Origin of the sequence: Rhabdonatronobacter sediminivivens (assembly GCF_013415485.1) — a bacterium.
Taxonomy (GTDB): domain Bacteria; phylum Pseudomonadota; class Alphaproteobacteria; order Rhodobacterales; family Rhodobacteraceae; genus Rhabdonatronobacter; species Rhabdonatronobacter sediminivivens.
Window position 1 is genome coordinate 80,241 of the sequence record NZ_JACBXS010000006.1, and the last position, 14,248, is coordinate 94,488.

A 14,248-nucleotide genomic window follows, 5' to 3' on the forward strand; every position below is an offset into this window, starting at 1 on the left:
AGGGGCCGCGCGGGCGGCCCCTTTTCCATTTCACGGCACCTGGGGGCTGGACCGGCGGGGGCTGAAAGTCTAGGTCTGGACAAGGACACAAAGGACCGGCCGATGACTGACAAGCCCCCCCTGACCCTGTATCTGGCAGCCCCGCGCGGGTTCTGCGCCGGTGTGGACCGGGCCATCAAGATCGTGGAAATGGCGCTCGAGAAATGGGGCGCGCCGGTCTATGTCCGCCATGAAATCGTGCATAACAAATTCGTGGTGGACGGGCTGCGCGCCAAGGGCGCGGTGTTTGTCGAGGAACTGGAGGATTGCCCGACCGACCGGCCGGTGATCTTTTCCGCCCATGGCGTGCCAAAATCCGTCCCGGCCGAGGCGCAGGCCCGCCAGATGCTCTATGTCGATGCCACCTGTCCGCTGGTCTCGAAGGTGCATATCGAGGCCGAGCGCCACCACGCCAACGGGCTGCAGATGGTGATGATCGGCCACGAAGGCCACCCCGAGACCGTGGGCACCATGGGCCAGTTGCCCGCGGGCGAGGTGCTGCTGGTGGAAACGGTGGAAGACGTGGCGGGGCTGGAGGTGCGCGACCCGGAGAAGCTGGCCTTCATCACCCAGACCACGCTGTCGGTCGATGATACGGCGGGTATCGTCGCGGCCCTGAAGGCGCGGTTTCCCGCCATCATCGGCCCGCACAAGGAAGACATCTGCTACGCCACCACCAACCGCCAGGAAGCCGTCAAGGCGATTGCGCCGCATATCGACGCGCTGCTGGTGATCGGCGCGCCGAATTCGTCGAACTCGCAACGCCTGGTCGAGGTCGGGCGCGCGAAGGGCTGCAGCTATGCCCAGCTGGTGCAGCGCGCGGGCGAAATCGACTGGCGCGCGCTGGAGGGTATCCGCAGCGTGGGCATCACGGCCGGGGCCTCGGCCCCCGAAGAGCTGGTGAATGAGGTGATCGAGGCCTTCCGCGCGCGGTTCGACACTACGGTGGAGCTGGTGGAAACCGCGCGCGAGCGGGTGGAATTCAAAGTCCCCCGCGTGTTGCGCGAGCCTGCATGATCCCGCGCCCGGCGCTCTGGCTGGGGCTGGCGGGGCTGTTGCCCTTCCTGTGGGGGGTGGGCACGCTGCTCTCGCCCGCGTTGGCCGAGGTGACCCTGCGCAGCATCGGGCCGCGTTTCGTGGGCCCCTATGTGCTGATCGCTTACGGCACGGTGATCCTGTGTTTCATGTCCGGGGTGCTCTGGGGCTTTGCGGCCCGGGGCGAGGCGGGGCGCTGGCGCGGCTATGCGCTGTCGGTGCTGCCTGCGCTATGGGCGTTCTTCTTCGTCGGCGGCGGGGCGGTGCAGGCGCTCTGGGCGTTGCTCACGGGGTTCGTGGTGTTGCTGGTAATGGACATGCAGTTCGGGCAATGGGGGCTGACCCCGCGCTGGTGGATGCGCTTGCGGCTGATCCTGACCGCCGGGGTGGTGGCCTGTCTGGCGCTGGGGCTGGTGCTGGGCTAAACGCGGGCCGGAACCCATGTGAGGAAAAGCGCCCATGATCCTGTATTCGATGCCGTCTTCGGGCAACAGTTACAAGGTGCGGTTGCTGTTGGCGCTTCTGGGGCGCAGCGACATTCGCCTGATCGATGTCGAGCAACAGTCTCCGGCTCTGGCGAAGGCCCATGCCGAAGGCCGCCTGCCCTTTGGCAAGGCGCCGGTGCTGGAGATGCCCGATGGCACGCTCTTGCCCGAATCGAACGCGATCCTGTGCTGGCTGGGCGAGGGGACGCCCTTCATGCCTGCGGACCCCGCCGTCCGTGCCCGCATGCTGGCCTGGATGTTTTGGGAACAGAACCAGCACGAAGGCGTGATTGCGGTGCGCGCCTCGCTGCGCCACTATGCCCATCGCTGGGCCGAGGCCACGCCCGCGCGCATGGCGGACTTGCTGGCGCGCGGCCATGCCCTGTTGCAGATCATGGAGGATTATCTGGCCGGGCGCGACTGGCTGGTGGGGCAGGGGCCATCCCTCGCCGATATCGCTCTGTTCGGCTATACCCACAGCGCGGGTCCGCGCGGCGGGTTTGATATGGCGCGTTTTCCCGCGATCGAGGCCTGGATTGCGCGCGTGCGGGCCTTGCCCGGATACAGGGGGCTGGAATGACCCGGATCGTGGCCTACACGGACGGTGCCTGTTCCGGCAATCCGGGCCCTGGCGGCTGGGGCGTGCTGATGCAGGCCGAGCGTGATGGCGCGGTGATCCGCGAACGCTCCCTCTCGGGCGGTGAGGCTGAAACCACCAACAACCGCATGGAACTGATGGCCGCGATCATGGCGCTTGAGGCGCTGTCCCGGCCCAGTGCCATTACCATCGTCACCGACAGCGCCTATGTGAAGAATGGCGTCACCCAGTGGATCCACGGCTGGAAGCGCAATGGCTGGCGCACCGCCAGCAAGAAACCGGTAAAGAATGCCGAACTGTGGCAGCGGCTGGACGCGGCACGGGCGCCCCATGACGTGACCTGGGAATGGGTGAAGGGCCATGCGGGCCACCCCGAGAACGAGCGCGCCGACGAACTGGCCCGTGCCGGCATGGCGCCGTTCAAACCGGCAAGGGCGCAGCAGGCGCCGACATGAGCCTCCTGCAATGGCTGGATTATGCTGCGGTCTTTGTCTTTGCCGTCACCGGCGCGCTGGCTGCCAGCCGGGCGCAGCTCGATATCGTGGGGTTCCTGTTTCTGGGCTGCCTGACGGCGGTGGGCGGCGGCACCCTGCGCGACATGATCCTGGGCCGCGATCAGGTGTTCTGGGTGGCCGATCCGGGGATGATCCTGTCGGCCTGTCTGGCCGCGGTGCTGGTGTTCTTTACCGCGCATCTGCTCGAATCGCGCTTGCGGGCGCTGGAATGGTTCGATGCCATGGCGCTGTCGGTGGCAGTGCCCGCCGGGGTCGGCGTTGCGCTGGGCATGGGGCAGGACTGGCCGATCGTGCTGATCATGGGGGTGGCCACGGGAACCTTTGGCGGGTTGATGCGCGATGTGGTCGCCAATGAGGTGCCATTGATCCTGAAGCAGGGCCAGCTTTATGCCACCGCCGCCCTGGCCGGGGCGGGGGTGGCCGTGCTGGCAGATACCGCAGGCGGGCCGCAATGGGTGGCGCTGTTGTCCTGCGCGGCAGTGACCTTTGCCCTGCGCGCAGGCTCCATGGCCTTTGGCTGGTGTCTGCCGGTCTACAAGAGCCGCCCGCCAAGGCGCTGATCCCGTTTCGGAATGACCTGCGTTCAGCCCGCGTTAACCCGCGGCGGATATGGTGCTCTTCAGGAACAGCACGGGGTGGCGCATGGGGCAGGAGATAGTTCGGGCAGGGGCAGGGCGGGACCCGCTGCGCGTGAAGCAGATGGCGCTTGCCGAAGGTCTGGCGCTGATGCCGAAGCGCCCGCAGAACGCCGCAACGGCGCATCTGACGGGGCAGCAGAAGGCCGCGGTGATCGTGCGCCTGCTTCTGGCCGAAGGCGGGCAGCTGCCGCTGACCAGCCTGCCGGAATCCCTGCAGACGGAATTGACCACGCAGATCGCTGCCATGCGGCTGATTGACCGCGCCACGCTTGACGCGGTGGTCGAGGAATTTCTGGACACGCTGGATCAGGTGGGTCTGGCCTTCAGCGACGGGTTGCACGGGGCGCTGTCGCTTCTGGGCGACCATATCAGCGAGGACGCCTCGGAGCGGTTGCGCGCGATGTTGGCGCAATCGGATCAGTCGAATCCATGGGGGCATGTGGAAGCCGCATCCGATCAGGTTCTGTCCGAATTGCTGAATGGGGAAAGCCCGCAGATCGGTGCGGTGACCCTTTCGCGGCTATCGACGAAAAAGGCATCGGCCGTGCTGTCGCTGATGGAGGGGGGGCTGGCCCGCCGGGTGGCGCTGGCCATGGCGCATACCGAGCGGATCTCGCCCCAGGTGGTGCATCGCATCGGGCAGGCGCTGGCCAGGCAGATCGACGCGCGGCCCAAGCGCGCCTTTGTCAGCGATGCCAGCCGCCGGGTGGGCGAGATTCTGGACATCAGCCCGGCGCCCTTGCGCGACAGCATGCTCAGCGGGATCGAGGCCGAGGACGCCGAATTTGCCCGTGGCGTCCGCCGGGCAATATTTACCTATGGCGACCTTCCGGAAAGGCTCGCGCCCCTGGATGTGCCGCGTCTGGTGCGGGACCTGGATCAGGAGGTGTTGCTGATCGCGCTCTCCGGCACGCTGGGCCAGAAAGACACGCGCAATGAGGCCGCTTCCGAGTTCATGCTCGCCAATCTTTCGCAACGCCTCGGCGCCACTTTGCGCGAAGAGGCAGAGATGAGCGGCTCGGTCAATCCGCGTGATCTGGATTCTGCGCTCAAGAGGATCGTCGCGACCGTTCGCGCCATGGCGCAGGCGGGTGACATCAAGCTGGTGCAGCCCGAGGAGGAATAACGCGCCCGATGGCATCCGTGTGACCGGCCCTGCTGCTGATTGATGCCACATGCTGCGGCGCCGTGGCGGTGGCAAAGGTCATTCAGCCCCCCGCTGTCGCATGGCTGCTCCGGTGCACCGGGCGCTGACACTGCAACAGCTGGACGGCGATGGCGTGTCCATGTCCCTTCGTGAGCCGGGTCCCGGTGTCGCGTTGCCGGGGCGGGGGAAATGTCTGGGCCCGGGCGGGGTTGCTTCAGCGCCATTGGCCATTCCTGCGGCACCCTGCCGCCAAACAAAGGCCCGGACCGTTGCCGGTCCGGGCCATCTTTCAAGGGCTTTCATGAGGGAGGAGGAAAGGATCAGCCCTTGGAGAAGTCAGGGTAGGCTTCCATGCCCAGTTCAGTGGTATCCAGGCCGGCGATCTGCTCCTCGTCGCCGACGCGGATGCCCATGACCGCCTTGAGGATCAGCCACAGGATCAGCGAGCCGAAGAACATCACCGCACCGATGGCGACGATCCCGATGATCTGGTTGACGATGCTTGCGTCCGGGTTGGTCAGAACCACGGCCAGCGTGCCCCAGATGCCCGCAAACAGGTGCACTGGAATAGCGCCGACCACATCGTCGATCTTGAGCTTGTCCAGCATCGGAATGGTCAGCACCACGATCACACCGCCCACGGCGCCGATCAGCGTGGCCATGCCCAGACCGGGGGTCAGAGGCTCGGCGGTGATCGACACCAGACCGGCCAGCGCGCCGTTCAGCACCATGGTCAGGTCCGGCTTCTTGTAGAGCAGTTGCGACAGGATCAGCGCGGCGACGGCACCACCCGCCGCGGCGGTGTTGGTGTTGGCGAAGATGCGGCTGACGTCAGCCACGTCGGACACGGTGCCCATGGCAAGCTGCGAGGCACCGTTGAAGCCGAACCAGCCCAGCCACAGGATGAACATGCCCAGCGTCGCCAGCGGCAGGTTGGACCCCGGCATCACGTTGACTCTGCCGTCCGTCCCGTATTTGCCGTAGCGCGCACCCAGCACGATTGCACCGGCCAGAGCCGCCCAGCCGCCCGCGCCGTGCACGATCGACGACCCGGCGAAGTCCAGGAAGCCCAACTCGTCCAGCCAGCCCTCGCCCCAACTCCAGGAAGCCTGGATGGGATACAGGATGCCGGTGATGAAGACCACGAAGATCAGGAACGGAAACAGCTTGATCCGCTCGGCCACAGCCCCCGACACGATCGAGGCGACAGCCGCACAGAACATCAGCTGGAAGAAGAAATCCGACCCGATGGAAGCGTATTCCACATCGTCAAGTTCGTCGAAGGGAACGCCAACGGGTTCCAGAACCGTGGGCGCAACCCCGCCAAGCCAGCCTTCGACCACCCAGTCACCCAGCGGGTACATCAGGTTGAAGCCGACCAGGTAATAGGCGATGGCCGCCAGCGAGAACAGCGCCACATTCTTCGTCAACTGCATGGTCGCGTTCTTCGACCGCACCAGCCCGGTTTCCAGCATGCAGAAGCCGGCGGCCATGAAGAACACCAGAAAGCCGCCGATCAGGAACAGCAACGTGTTGAAGATGAACACCATCTCCATGCCAAGCATTTCAATGGCCTCGATGCCGTTGGCGGCCTCCTCGGCCTCCTGGGCCATGCCAAGGCTGGGCACAAGTGCCGCCGCGGCCACCAGCGGAAGGTATCTTGTCAGTTTCATCTGATGAGAGTCCTTGTCTGTTGGATCAGATTGATACGCGACGGTCAGAGCGCGTCGTCATCGGTTTCGCCGGTGCGCACGCGCATGGCCTTTTGCAGGTCCAGCACGAAGATCTTGCCGTCCCCGATCTTGCCGGTTGCCGCGGACTTGCGGATCGTCTCCACAACCTCTTCGGCCATGGCGTCACTTGTGGCGATTTCCAGCTTCACCTTCGGGACAAAATTCACGGCATATTCAGCGCCGCGATAGATTTCCGTATGCCCCGATTGCGCGCCGAAGCCCTTGATCTCGGTAACCATCATGCCGCGCACGCCCAGGGCGGTGAGCGCCTCGCGCACCTCCTCGAGCTTGAACGGCTTGACCGTGGCGATGATGAATTTCACGTGTTTCCCCTTCTGTTCAGCCGGGACCTCGTGGGTCGCACAGGCAGCATTCAGGGCGCGGAAGAAGGGCTGGGCAAGAATTCACAGCGGTGTGCGCGGCAGTGAACGCGAAAAGTTGCACAAAATTTGCACAAAACGCGCAGTTCGCTTAGTAATTAGGCAAACAGCTGATACGAATCGGCGCCTTTCCGCCATTCGCGGAACCGGCCCGGGCGCTGGCGGGTTCCAGGCGTGGCCCGGCCATCACATGACCGCGAAGTCACACCACGCCCTGACGCGGGGCGCGGTGTCGACAGGGCCCGATGCATGGGGTAATCTGCGCGCCAAGGGCAAACTTGCACAGCAAGACAGAGCAGAGCTTCGGATGAGCAGGAACAATCAGCGGCGCGGTGCGCTGGTGGCGCAGCGTGAAACGGCGCAGGCACGCAAGCCCGCGCCGGCGCGGGCGGCAAAGGGCAAGGCGCCCGCGCACAAGAAGCGCAAGCCCCCGGCCGGGGGCGGGAATGTGATCACGCGCTTCTTCCGCGCCATCTTTCGCATGGTCTGGCGTATTGTCTGGGGGGTGGTGTGGCGCACCACAGCGGTTGTGGCCGCCATTCTGGCGGTGGCGACCTTCTATTTCCATTCGACCCTGCCGGATCTGAGTGAACTGCTGGACGGGCGGGCGCGCGGGTCGGTGACGATGATGGATATCGACGGGCAGGTGTTTGCCTGGCGCGGTGACAGTTTCGGCGGTGCCATCACCGCTGATACGGTGTCTCCGCATCTGAAGAACGCCATTGTCGCGGTCGAGGATCGCCGCTTCTACAACCATTTCGGTGTCTCGCCGCGCGGAATCGCGGGGGCGATCCGGGCCAATACGGCGGCCGGTCGGGGGGCGTTTTCCGGGGCCGGGGGGTCCACAATCACCCAGCAGGTGGCAAAACTCCTGTGTCTGGGCGTGCCCTTTGACCCGGATGAATGGGCGTCCGAGGCCGCCTATGAGGCCGACTGCCGGCGCGGCACCGTCTGGCGCAAATTGCAGGAACTTCCCTATGCTTTCGCGCTGGAGGCGAAGTTCTCGAAGGACGAGATCCTGACGATCTACATGAACCGTGCCTTCCTGGGTGCCGGATCGCGCGGGTTCGAGGCCGCCGCCCGGCGCTACTTCGGCCGCTCTGCCAATGAGGTCAGCGCGCCCGAGGCCGCGATGCTGGCAGGGCTGCTGGTGGCGCCGTCCTATTACGCGCCCACGCGCAACCTGGAGCGTGCGCAGCGCCGGGCCAATGTGGTCATCAACCTGATGGCCGAGCAGGGCTTTCTGACCGATTACGAAATCGCCGAGGCGCGCGCCCATCCGGCCACCCTGTCGGAGAGCGCACGGCAACCCAGAGGCGGGTACTTTGCCGATTGGCTCATGTCTTCGGCCCCGTCCTATCTGACGCATCAGACGACCGAGGATGTGCTGATCCGCACCACCTTTGACCCGCGTATCCAGGCCGCTGCCGAAGAGGCGCTGGAATATGTGTTCGAAACCCGCGTGCGTTCGGGCTCGGAGGCCGAGGCGGCAATCATCGTCATGTCCGCAGATGGCGCCGTGCGCGCTGTGGTGGGCGGGCGCGAGAATGCGATCGGAGGGTTCAACCGCGCCATCCAGGCCCAGCGCCAGACCGGGTCGGCCTTCAAGCCCTTTGTCTATGCCGCCGCGCTGGAAAACGGGTTCCAGCCTTTTGACATGGTGGAGGATGCGCCGCTGACGCTGCATATCCCGGGGTCCGGTGCATGGTCTCCGCGCAACTACACGAACGAGTTCAAGGGCATGGTGACCCTGACCGAGGCGCTGGCACATTCGCTGAACATTCCCGCCGTGCGCGTTTCCGAGGCCATGGGGCGGGAACAGGTGCGCAATGTGGCCAACCGTTTCGGCATACGCAGTGAATTGGCCGATGGCCCGGCGCTGGCGCTGGGGTCTTCGGAATCATCGCTTCTGGACATGACCGCGGCCTATGCGGGTATCCTGAATGGCGGCAGTGCGGTGCGCCCTTATGGGATGACCGATCTGCGGTTGCTGGGCGACCATGAGCCGCTGATGGGCCGTCCCGGGGGGCTGGGTGACCGGGTGGTCTCCGAGGAAACGGCGCGCGCCCTGACCTGGATGATGCATCAGGTTGTGGAAACCGGCACCGGCGGGCGGGCAAAGCTGAACGGCTGGCAGGTGGCGGGCAAGACCGGCACCACCCAGGCGGCGCGGGATGCGTGGTTTCTGGGCTTCACCGCAGAATATGTTACCGGTGTCTGGATGGGGTATGACGACAACTCGCCGCTGACCGGGGTGACGGGGGGCGGTTTGCCGGCGACGATCTGGGCCGAGACGATGACCCGTGTGCATCGCGGCCTGGAGCCCCGTCCGCTGCCCATGGAGGAACCTGTCGCACCGGAATGGGACGCACCGGTGACCGATCGCGGAGCGGAAGGCGGCACCCGGAGCGGGGCGCCGGAGCGGGGTTCGGCGATCGAGGATGCGATCCGGGGCGTTCTGGGTGGGATTTTCGGAAACTGACGCGCGGAACCGCGCGGATCAGCAAGCGGAGCGCGCGTTCCGCGCGCGTGCCTTCTGGCACTGCGTGCGGTTGAGGGGGCAGTCTGCCCCCTCTGCGCGCGGGCGCGCATTCACCCCCTGAGGATATTTCTCCAAGGGTGAGGGGATGTGCGGTTCAGGGGGGGGCGTCCGCGGTGGGACAGGCGCCGAGATGGGTGGTGCCGCGGGCGCGCGCGAGGGTGATCTGGCGTTGGCGTTCGCGGAAGGCCTCACGTCGCTGCGGGGAGAATTCGCCCTGGCACTGGTGGCATTGCACGCCCTCCTCGTATTCGGGGCGGGCGCGGTCGGCGGGGTGCAGCGGTCGGCGGCAGGCGTGGCAGAGGTGGTGCGGGCCTTCGCGCAGCCCGTGTTCCACCGAGACGCGCTGGTCGAAGACAAAGCAGGCGCCGTGCCAGAGGCTTTGGCCCTCGGGGATATCTTCGAGGTATTTCAGGATCCCGCCCTTGAGGTGGTAGACCTCCTCGATGCCCTGTTCGAGCAGGAAATTGGTGGATTTCTCGCAGCGGATGCCGCCGGTGCAGAACATGGCGATACGCTTGTTGTGGAAGCGGTCGCGGTTTTCGGCCCACCATCGGGGAAACTCGCGGAAGCTTTCGGTGCCGGGGTCGATGGCGCCTTCGAAGCTGCCTATGGCAACCTCATAGGCATTGCGGGTGTCGATCACGGCGACATCGGGGGCGGTGATCAGCGCGTTCCAGTCGGCTGGGTCGACGTAATGGCCGGTGCCCGCGCGCGGGTCCACATGGGGTTGGCCCATGGTCACGATCTCGCGCTTCAGGCGGACCTTCATGCGGCCGAAGGGCATGGCGCTGGCCGTGCTTTCCTTCCATTCGAGCTGCGCGCATCCGGGCAGGGCGCGGATATGGGCCAGCATGGCGTCGATGCCTGCGCGCGGCCCTGCGATGGTGCCGTTGATCCCTTCGCCCGCCAGCAGGAGCGAGCCGCGCACGCCATGGGCCCGAGCCAGGGCCAGCAGGGGCGCGCGCAGGGTGGCGGGGGCGTCGAAGCGGGTGAAGTGGTAGAGGGCGGCCACGGTGAACATGAGCGGCGTTTAGCGCCATGCGGGCGGCGGGGCAAGGTGGGGCGAGGGGGATGCGGCATTGACGCCCGATGCGCGCGGGCGTAGCTCTGGTGTGCCAGCGGCGAGGGAGAAGGCCCATGACAGGCAAGGCGCTGATCGTGATCGATGTGCAGAATGATTTCTGCCCGGGCGGGGCGCTCGCGGTTGCCGATGGTGACGTGATCGTGCCGGGGATCAATGCGCTCATGGGGGATTACGATGCGGTGGTGCTGACGCAGGACTGGCATCCGGCAGGGCATAGTTCCTTTGCCAGCCAGCATGCGGGGCGCGCACCGCTGGAGATCACCGAGATGCCCTATGGCCCGCAGGTGCTCTGGCCCGACCATTGTGTGCAGGGCAGTGCGGGCGCTGCGTTCCACCCGGATCTGGCTGTGGACCGGGCGCATCTGATCATCCGCAAGGGGTTCCGGCGCGAGATTGACAGCTATTCGGCGTTTTTCGAGAATGACCATGAAACGCCGACCGGGCTGGAGGGATATCTGCGCACGCGCGGTATTGTGGCGCTGGACATGGTCGGTCTGGCCACGGATTTCTGTGTGCAGTATTCGGCACTGGATGCGGCGCGGTTGGGGTTTTCGGTGCGGGTGCTGGGGGATTTGTGCCGGGGGATCGATCTGGATGGCTCCATGGCGGCGGCGCTGGAGGCGATGCGCGCCGCCGGTGTGGATTGTCGCTGAGGGATCGGGCCGATGGATATTGCCACCCGCGTCTACAATCATCGATGGAAGCTGGACCCGATTGTCCGGTCGCTGATCGATACGGATTTCTACAAGCTGCTGATGTGTCAGTCGGTGTTCAGCAACCGGCGCGATACGCGGGTGACGTTCAGCCTGATCAACCGGTCGGACCATGTGCCGCTGGCACGTCTGGTCGATGAGGGTGAGTTGCGTGAGCAACTGGACCATATCCGGAGCCTTTCGCTGAGCCGGGGCGAATCGACTTGGCTGCGGGGCAACACGTTTTACGGCAAGCGCCAGATGTTCCGCCCCGATTTCATGGAGTGGTTCGAGGGGCTGCGCCTGCCACCCTATCATCTGGAGCGGGTGGGCGATCAGTATGAACTGACCTTTGAAGGCGCCTGGCCGGAGGTCATGCTGTGGGAGATCCCGGCCCTGGCGGTGTTGATGGAGTTGCGCGGGCGCGCGGTTCTGGGAGAGATGAAGCGGTTCGAGTTGCAGGTGCTCTATGCCCGCGCCATGACCAAGCTGTGGGAGAAGATCGAGCGCTTGCAGCCCATTGAAAATCTGCGCATCGCCGATTTCGGAACGCGCAGACGGCATAGCTTCCTGTGGCAGGACTGGTGCGTGCAGGCGATGATCGAAGGGTTGGGGGCACGGTTTGCGGGGACCTCGAACTGTCTGATCGCCATGCGGCGCGAGGTCGAGGCCATCGGCACCAATGCCCATGAACTGCCCATGGTCTACGCCGCGCTGGCCGACAGCGATGCCGAACTGGCGCAGGCGCCCTATCAGGTGCTGGCCGACTGGCATGCCGAGCATTCGGGCAATCTGCGCATCATCCTGCCCGATACCTTTGGCACCCGCGGGTTTCTGGAGCGCGCCCCGGACTGGCTGGCGGGCTGGACCGGGATCAGGGTTGACAGCGGCCGCCCCGAGGAGGGGGCCGAGAGTGCCATCGACTGGTGGAAGCGCCATGGCGAGGACCCGCGCGAGAAGCTGATCATCTTCTCGGACGGGCTGGACGCGGACCGGATCGAGGCTCTGCACGCGCGGTTTTCCGGCCGGGTGCGGGTGAGTTTCGGCTGGGGGACCCTGTTGACCAATGATTTCCGCGGCCTGTGCCCCGGCGACCGGCTGGCGCCGTTTTCGCTGGTCTGCAAGGCGGTGGCGGCGGATGGGCGGCCCACGGTAAAGCTGTCGGACAACCCGCTCAAGGCCATGGGGCCGCAGGATCAGGTTGAGCGCTACAAGCGCGTGTTCGGTGTGGGCGCGCAGGAGGCCATGGCGGTGGAGGTCTGAGCGGCGCCCGCGCCAGTGTCCAGGCGCCTTCAGGCGGCGGCTTCGGTGGCGATGGCGCGGATGCGGCCGACCATGGCGCGCAGCCCGTTCGAGCGCTGCGAGGACAGGTGTTCATCCAGGCCCAGGCGGGCCAGTTGCGCCTGGGCGTCGATGGTGGCGACCTCGGACACGGGGCGGCCGGCGTAGAGTGCATGCAGGACCGCGATCAGGCCGCGCACGATCATGGCATCGCTGTCGCCCTGGAAGTCGAAGCGCGCCTGCGGTCCGGTGCCGTCGATCACCGGCTGGATCCAGACCTGGCTGGCGCAGCCTTCGACCTTGGTGGCGGGGACCTTCAGCGCCTCTTCCATCGGAGGCATGGCCTTGCCCATGTCGATGACATGGCGGTAGCGGTCCTCCCAGTCGTCCAGGAAGTCGAAGGTTTCGGCCAGCTCTTCGAAGGTTTCGGTGCTCATGCGGGTGTCCTGTTGATGCTGAAGGGGATGTAGGCGCTGGCGCGCGCCGGGTCCAGCCCCGGGGCAGAGCGGTGGCGGGTTTTCAAGGGCCGCATATTGCGCTAACCCGAAGACAGGCGAGCGAAAGGGGCGCAGGATGAGCAAACCGCTATTGGCCGGTCTGGCGCTGGCACTGGTGCTGGGGGGGTGTGGCACGGTGCGCGAGTCGCGCGTGAACCCGTTCAACTGGTTCGGCCAGTCCCAGGAAGAGGTGACCCTTGCCCCGCGGGGGGGCTGGTCCGGTGTTGTGGACAATCGCGCGCTGGTGGCCGAGGTCAGCGAGATGGCGGTGGAGCGTTTCCCCGGGGGGGCGATCGTCCGTGCCGCGGGGATCACGCCCACCCAGGGCTGGTGGGATGCGGAACTGGTGGCGCTGAATGACGGGCGCCCCGTGGACGGGGTTCTGACCTATGAATTCCGCATTGCCGCGCCACGGACGCCGACCCGGGTCTCCACGCCGCAGTCGCGCACGGTTTCGGCGGCGGTGCGGATTTCCGACCGGCGCCTGGAGGGGGTGCGCAGCATTGTCGTGCGCGGGGCGCAGAACGCGCGCAGCGCGCAGCGCTGAGGCCGGGGTGCCGTCCGGCTGAGGGCGGCGCGGTCTGGCAGGTGTTCCAGGCGGAGCGCGCGTTCCGCGCGCAAGCCTTCTGGCACTGCGTGCGGTTCAGGGGGCATGCTGCCCCCTGCCGCGCTGTTGGTGCGTTCTGACGATTTCCGGGTGTCTCTGGCTGTCTGGCAATGGGGGCAGGCCCGTGATGGGTGTGGCCGGTATGGTCAGCAGAGAACCGGATCCCGGATGCCCCCCGCGGCCGCGATTCGCAGCCCCGGCGAATAGGCGGTGGGTTTGGTGATCGTCCAGGCCGCGGGTGGGGCAGTGCGGGCGCGCAGGCGGGTCAGTTGCCAGCGACCGTAGGTGTCGGGGGGCGGGGGCAGGCTGTCCAGGTGCCAGCGGCTTTCGACCCCGGCGCCGCCACCTGTGCCCGGGGTCAGCAGCAGGCCCAGTGGGGCGCGGCTTCGGGTCTGGCGGCGGTCCTGGCCCGGGCGGTGGGTGCGGGCGCGGGCAGCGCCGGTTTCGGCGGCCAGGTGCAGCCGGCGCACGGGCGTCAGTTCGGGTGGTTCGGGCAGGTCAATCACCACCAGCGCGGCGCTGCCGCCGCGCAGGGCTTCCTCGGCGCACCAGAGCAGGTCGATGCCCTGGGGGCAGTCCACCATCACCAGCGGGCCGGGGTGCGCCCAGGGGGCCAGCCCATGCGGGTTGATCCGGTCCCCGTTCCAGGCGGGACGGATCCAGACCGTGGCGGCGGTGGTGTCGTGCTGCCCGGTGGCCCCCATGGCCCAGGCCGCCAGCAGCCTGCGGGCCGGGCCGCAGGCTTCATGCACCCGCCCCTGGCGCAGGGCGATGCCGGGCAGGAGCGTCAGGGCCGCCGCGTCGCTGCCGGGGGGCTGCGATGCGGGCATGACGGGCAGGGCGGGGTCTTGCGGGGGCATGGCGTCGGTTCCATGGCGCGGGGGCTGCATGGCGGGGATATAGTTTGTTCCGCATTTGTTCTCAAGCGATATGCCTGCGCGCATTTCCCCTTGCCCCCGGTCGCATCCGCGTTAG

15 protein-coding genes are annotated in these 14,248 nt (G+C 66.6%); 10 read left to right on the forward strand and 5 right to left on the reverse strand.

Going from position 1 to position 14,248, the window contains the following annotated elements; genetic code table 11:
* Positions 1-102 precede the first annotated feature (102 nt).
* The 6 genes from ispH to HUK65_RS04305 all read left to right on the forward strand — a co-directional run bounded on the left by ispH (position 103) and on the right by HUK65_RS04305 (position 4,436).
* Positions 103-1,056 (forward strand): 4-hydroxy-3-methylbut-2-enyl diphosphate reductase, encoded by a 954-nt coding sequence (ispH, locus tag HUK65_RS04280; RefSeq protein WP_179904905.1) that lies wholly within the window; start codon positions 103-105, stop codon positions 1,054-1,056.
* Positions 1,053-1,499 carry a DUF3429 domain-containing protein gene (locus HUK65_RS04285; RefSeq protein WP_179904906.1) on the forward strand — a complete coding sequence of 149 codons (447 nt, stop codon included), beginning with the start codon at positions 1,053-1,055 and terminating at the stop codon, positions 1,497-1,499. Before ispH ends, HUK65_RS04285 begins: the two co-directional genes overlap by 4 nt.
* 34 nt (positions 1,500-1,533) lie before the next feature.
* The gene (locus tag HUK65_RS04290; protein ID WP_179904907.1) at positions 1,534-2,139 is read left to right on the forward strand and encodes a glutathione S-transferase family protein; all 606 of its coding nucleotides are present in this window, start codon (positions 1,534-1,536) and stop codon (positions 2,137-2,139) included.
* The gene (gene rnhA / locus HUK65_RS04295; protein ID WP_179904908.1) at positions 2,136-2,612 is read left to right on the forward strand and encodes a ribonuclease HI; all 477 of its coding nucleotides are present in this window, start codon (positions 2,136-2,138) and stop codon (positions 2,610-2,612) included. Before HUK65_RS04290 ends, rnhA begins: the two co-directional genes overlap by 4 nt.
* Positions 2,609-3,232 (forward strand): trimeric intracellular cation channel family protein, encoded by a 624-nt coding sequence (locus HUK65_RS04300; protein ID WP_179904909.1) that lies wholly within the window; start codon positions 2,609-2,611, stop codon positions 3,230-3,232. The genes rnhA and HUK65_RS04300 overlap by 4 nt, the downstream gene beginning before the upstream one ends.
* Positions 3,233-3,314: 82 nt before the next feature.
* Complete coding sequence (locus HUK65_RS04305; RefSeq protein WP_179904910.1) at positions 3,315-4,436, forward strand: flagellar motor switch protein FliG; 1,122 nt, start codon at positions 3,315-3,317, stop codon at positions 4,434-4,436.
* A gap of 341 nt (positions 4,437-4,777) precedes the next feature.
* Here the strand turns inward: HUK65_RS04305 and HUK65_RS04310 are convergent, their stop codons facing one another.
* Together HUK65_RS04310 and HUK65_RS04315 are read right to left on the reverse strand one after the other, a co-directional pair.
* On the reverse strand, positions 4,778-6,130 hold the full coding sequence (locus HUK65_RS04310; RefSeq protein WP_179904911.1) for an ammonium transporter family protein: 1,353 nt from the start codon (positions 6,128-6,130) through the stop codon (positions 4,778-4,780).
* 44 nt (positions 6,131-6,174) lie between these two features.
* Entirely contained in the window at positions 6,175-6,513 is a 339-nt protein-coding gene (locus tag HUK65_RS04315; RefSeq protein WP_179904912.1) for a P-II family nitrogen regulator, read from the reverse strand.
* Between the two features lie 364 nt (positions 6,514-6,877).
* On the opposite strand from HUK65_RS04315, the gene HUK65_RS04320 reads away from it, so the two are divergent.
* A complete protein-coding gene (locus tag HUK65_RS04320; RefSeq protein WP_179904913.1) occupies positions 6,878-9,052 on the forward strand; it encodes a transglycosylase domain-containing protein in 2,175 nt (724 codons plus the stop codon).
* A gap of 154 nt (positions 9,053-9,206) precedes the next feature.
* Here HUK65_RS04320 and trhO read toward each other — a convergent pair whose 3' ends face one another.
* A complete protein-coding gene (gene trhO / locus HUK65_RS04325; protein WP_179904914.1) occupies positions 9,207-10,133 on the reverse strand; it encodes an oxygen-dependent tRNA uridine(34) hydroxylase TrhO in 927 nt (308 codons plus the stop codon).
* A gap of 116 nt (positions 10,134-10,249) precedes the next feature.
* Here trhO and pncA point away from each other — a divergent pair, with 116 nt between their 5' ends.
* Entirely contained in the window at positions 10,250-10,849 is a 600-nt protein-coding gene (gene pncA / locus HUK65_RS04330) for a bifunctional nicotinamidase/pyrazinamidase (protein WP_179904915.1), read from the forward strand.
* A 12-nt stretch (positions 10,850-10,861) separates the two neighbouring features.
* Positions 10,862-12,151 (forward strand): nicotinate phosphoribosyltransferase, encoded by a 1,290-nt coding sequence (locus HUK65_RS04335; protein WP_179904916.1) that lies wholly within the window; start codon positions 10,862-10,864, stop codon positions 12,149-12,151.
* Positions 12,152-12,180: 29 nt separating this feature from the next.
* Here the strand turns inward: HUK65_RS04335 and HUK65_RS04340 are convergent, their stop codons facing one another.
* Positions 12,181-12,606, reverse strand: coding sequence for a SufE family protein (locus tag HUK65_RS04340; protein WP_179904917.1), 426 nt, complete (start codon positions 12,604-12,606; stop codon positions 12,181-12,183).
* A 136-nt stretch (positions 12,607-12,742) separates the two neighbouring features.
* On the opposite strand from HUK65_RS04340, the gene HUK65_RS04345 reads away from it, so the two are divergent.
* Complete coding sequence (locus tag HUK65_RS04345; RefSeq protein ID WP_179904918.1) at positions 12,743-13,213, forward strand: hypothetical protein; 471 nt, start codon at positions 12,743-12,745, stop codon at positions 13,211-13,213.
* A 206-nt stretch (positions 13,214-13,419) separates the two neighbouring features.
* Here the strand turns inward: HUK65_RS04345 and HUK65_RS04350 are convergent, their stop codons facing one another.
* The gene (locus HUK65_RS04350; protein ID WP_235441758.1) at positions 13,420-14,163 is read right to left on the reverse strand and encodes an ImuA family protein; all 744 of its coding nucleotides are present in this window, start codon (positions 14,161-14,163) and stop codon (positions 13,420-13,422) included.
* Positions 14,164-14,248: the final 85 nt, after the last annotated feature.

Bases quoted from the DNA above. Each gene is read 5' to 3' on its own strand.
- HUK65_RS04305 (WP_179904910.1), top strand. From the start codon at position 3,315: ATGGGGCAGGAGATAGTTCGGGCAGGGGCAGGGCGGGACCCGCTGCGC.
- HUK65_RS04285 (WP_179904906.1), top strand. From the start codon at position 1,053: ATGATCCCGCGCCCGGCGCTCTGGCTGGGGCTGGCGGGGCTGTTGCCC.
- HUK65_RS04310 (WP_179904911.1), bottom strand. From the start codon at position 6,130: ATGAAACTGACAAGATACCTTCCGCTGGTGGCCGCGGCGGCACTTGTG.
- rnhA (WP_179904908.1), top strand. From the start codon at position 2,136: ATGACCCGGATCGTGGCCTACACGGACGGTGCCTGTTCCGGCAATCCG.
- HUK65_RS04290 (WP_179904907.1), top strand. From the start codon at position 1,534: ATGATCCTGTATTCGATGCCGTCTTCGGGCAACAGTTACAAGGTGCGG.
- HUK65_RS04350 (WP_235441758.1), bottom strand. From the start codon at position 14,163: ATGCAGCCCCCGCGCCATGGAACCGACGCCATGCCCCCGCAAGACCCC.
- HUK65_RS04335 (WP_179904916.1), top strand. From the start codon at position 10,862: ATGGATATTGCCACCCGCGTCTACAATCATCGATGGAAGCTGGACCCG.
- ispH (WP_179904905.1), top strand. From the start codon at position 103: ATGACTGACAAGCCCCCCCTGACCCTGTATCTGGCAGCCCCGCGCGGG.
- HUK65_RS04345 (WP_179904918.1), top strand. From the start codon at position 12,743: ATGAGCAAACCGCTATTGGCCGGTCTGGCGCTGGCACTGGTGCTGGGG.
- HUK65_RS04340 (WP_179904917.1), bottom strand. From the start codon at position 12,606: ATGAGCACCGAAACCTTCGAAGAGCTGGCCGAAACCTTCGACTTCCTG.
- trhO (WP_179904914.1), bottom strand. From the start codon at position 10,133: ATGTTCACCGTGGCCGCCCTCTACCACTTCACCCGCTTCGACGCCCCC.
- HUK65_RS04300 (WP_179904909.1), top strand. From the start codon at position 2,609: ATGAGCCTCCTGCAATGGCTGGATTATGCTGCGGTCTTTGTCTTTGCC.
- HUK65_RS04320 (WP_179904913.1), top strand. From the start codon at position 6,878: ATGAGCAGGAACAATCAGCGGCGCGGTGCGCTGGTGGCGCAGCGTGAA.
- pncA (WP_179904915.1), top strand. From the start codon at position 10,250: ATGACAGGCAAGGCGCTGATCGTGATCGATGTGCAGAATGATTTCTGC.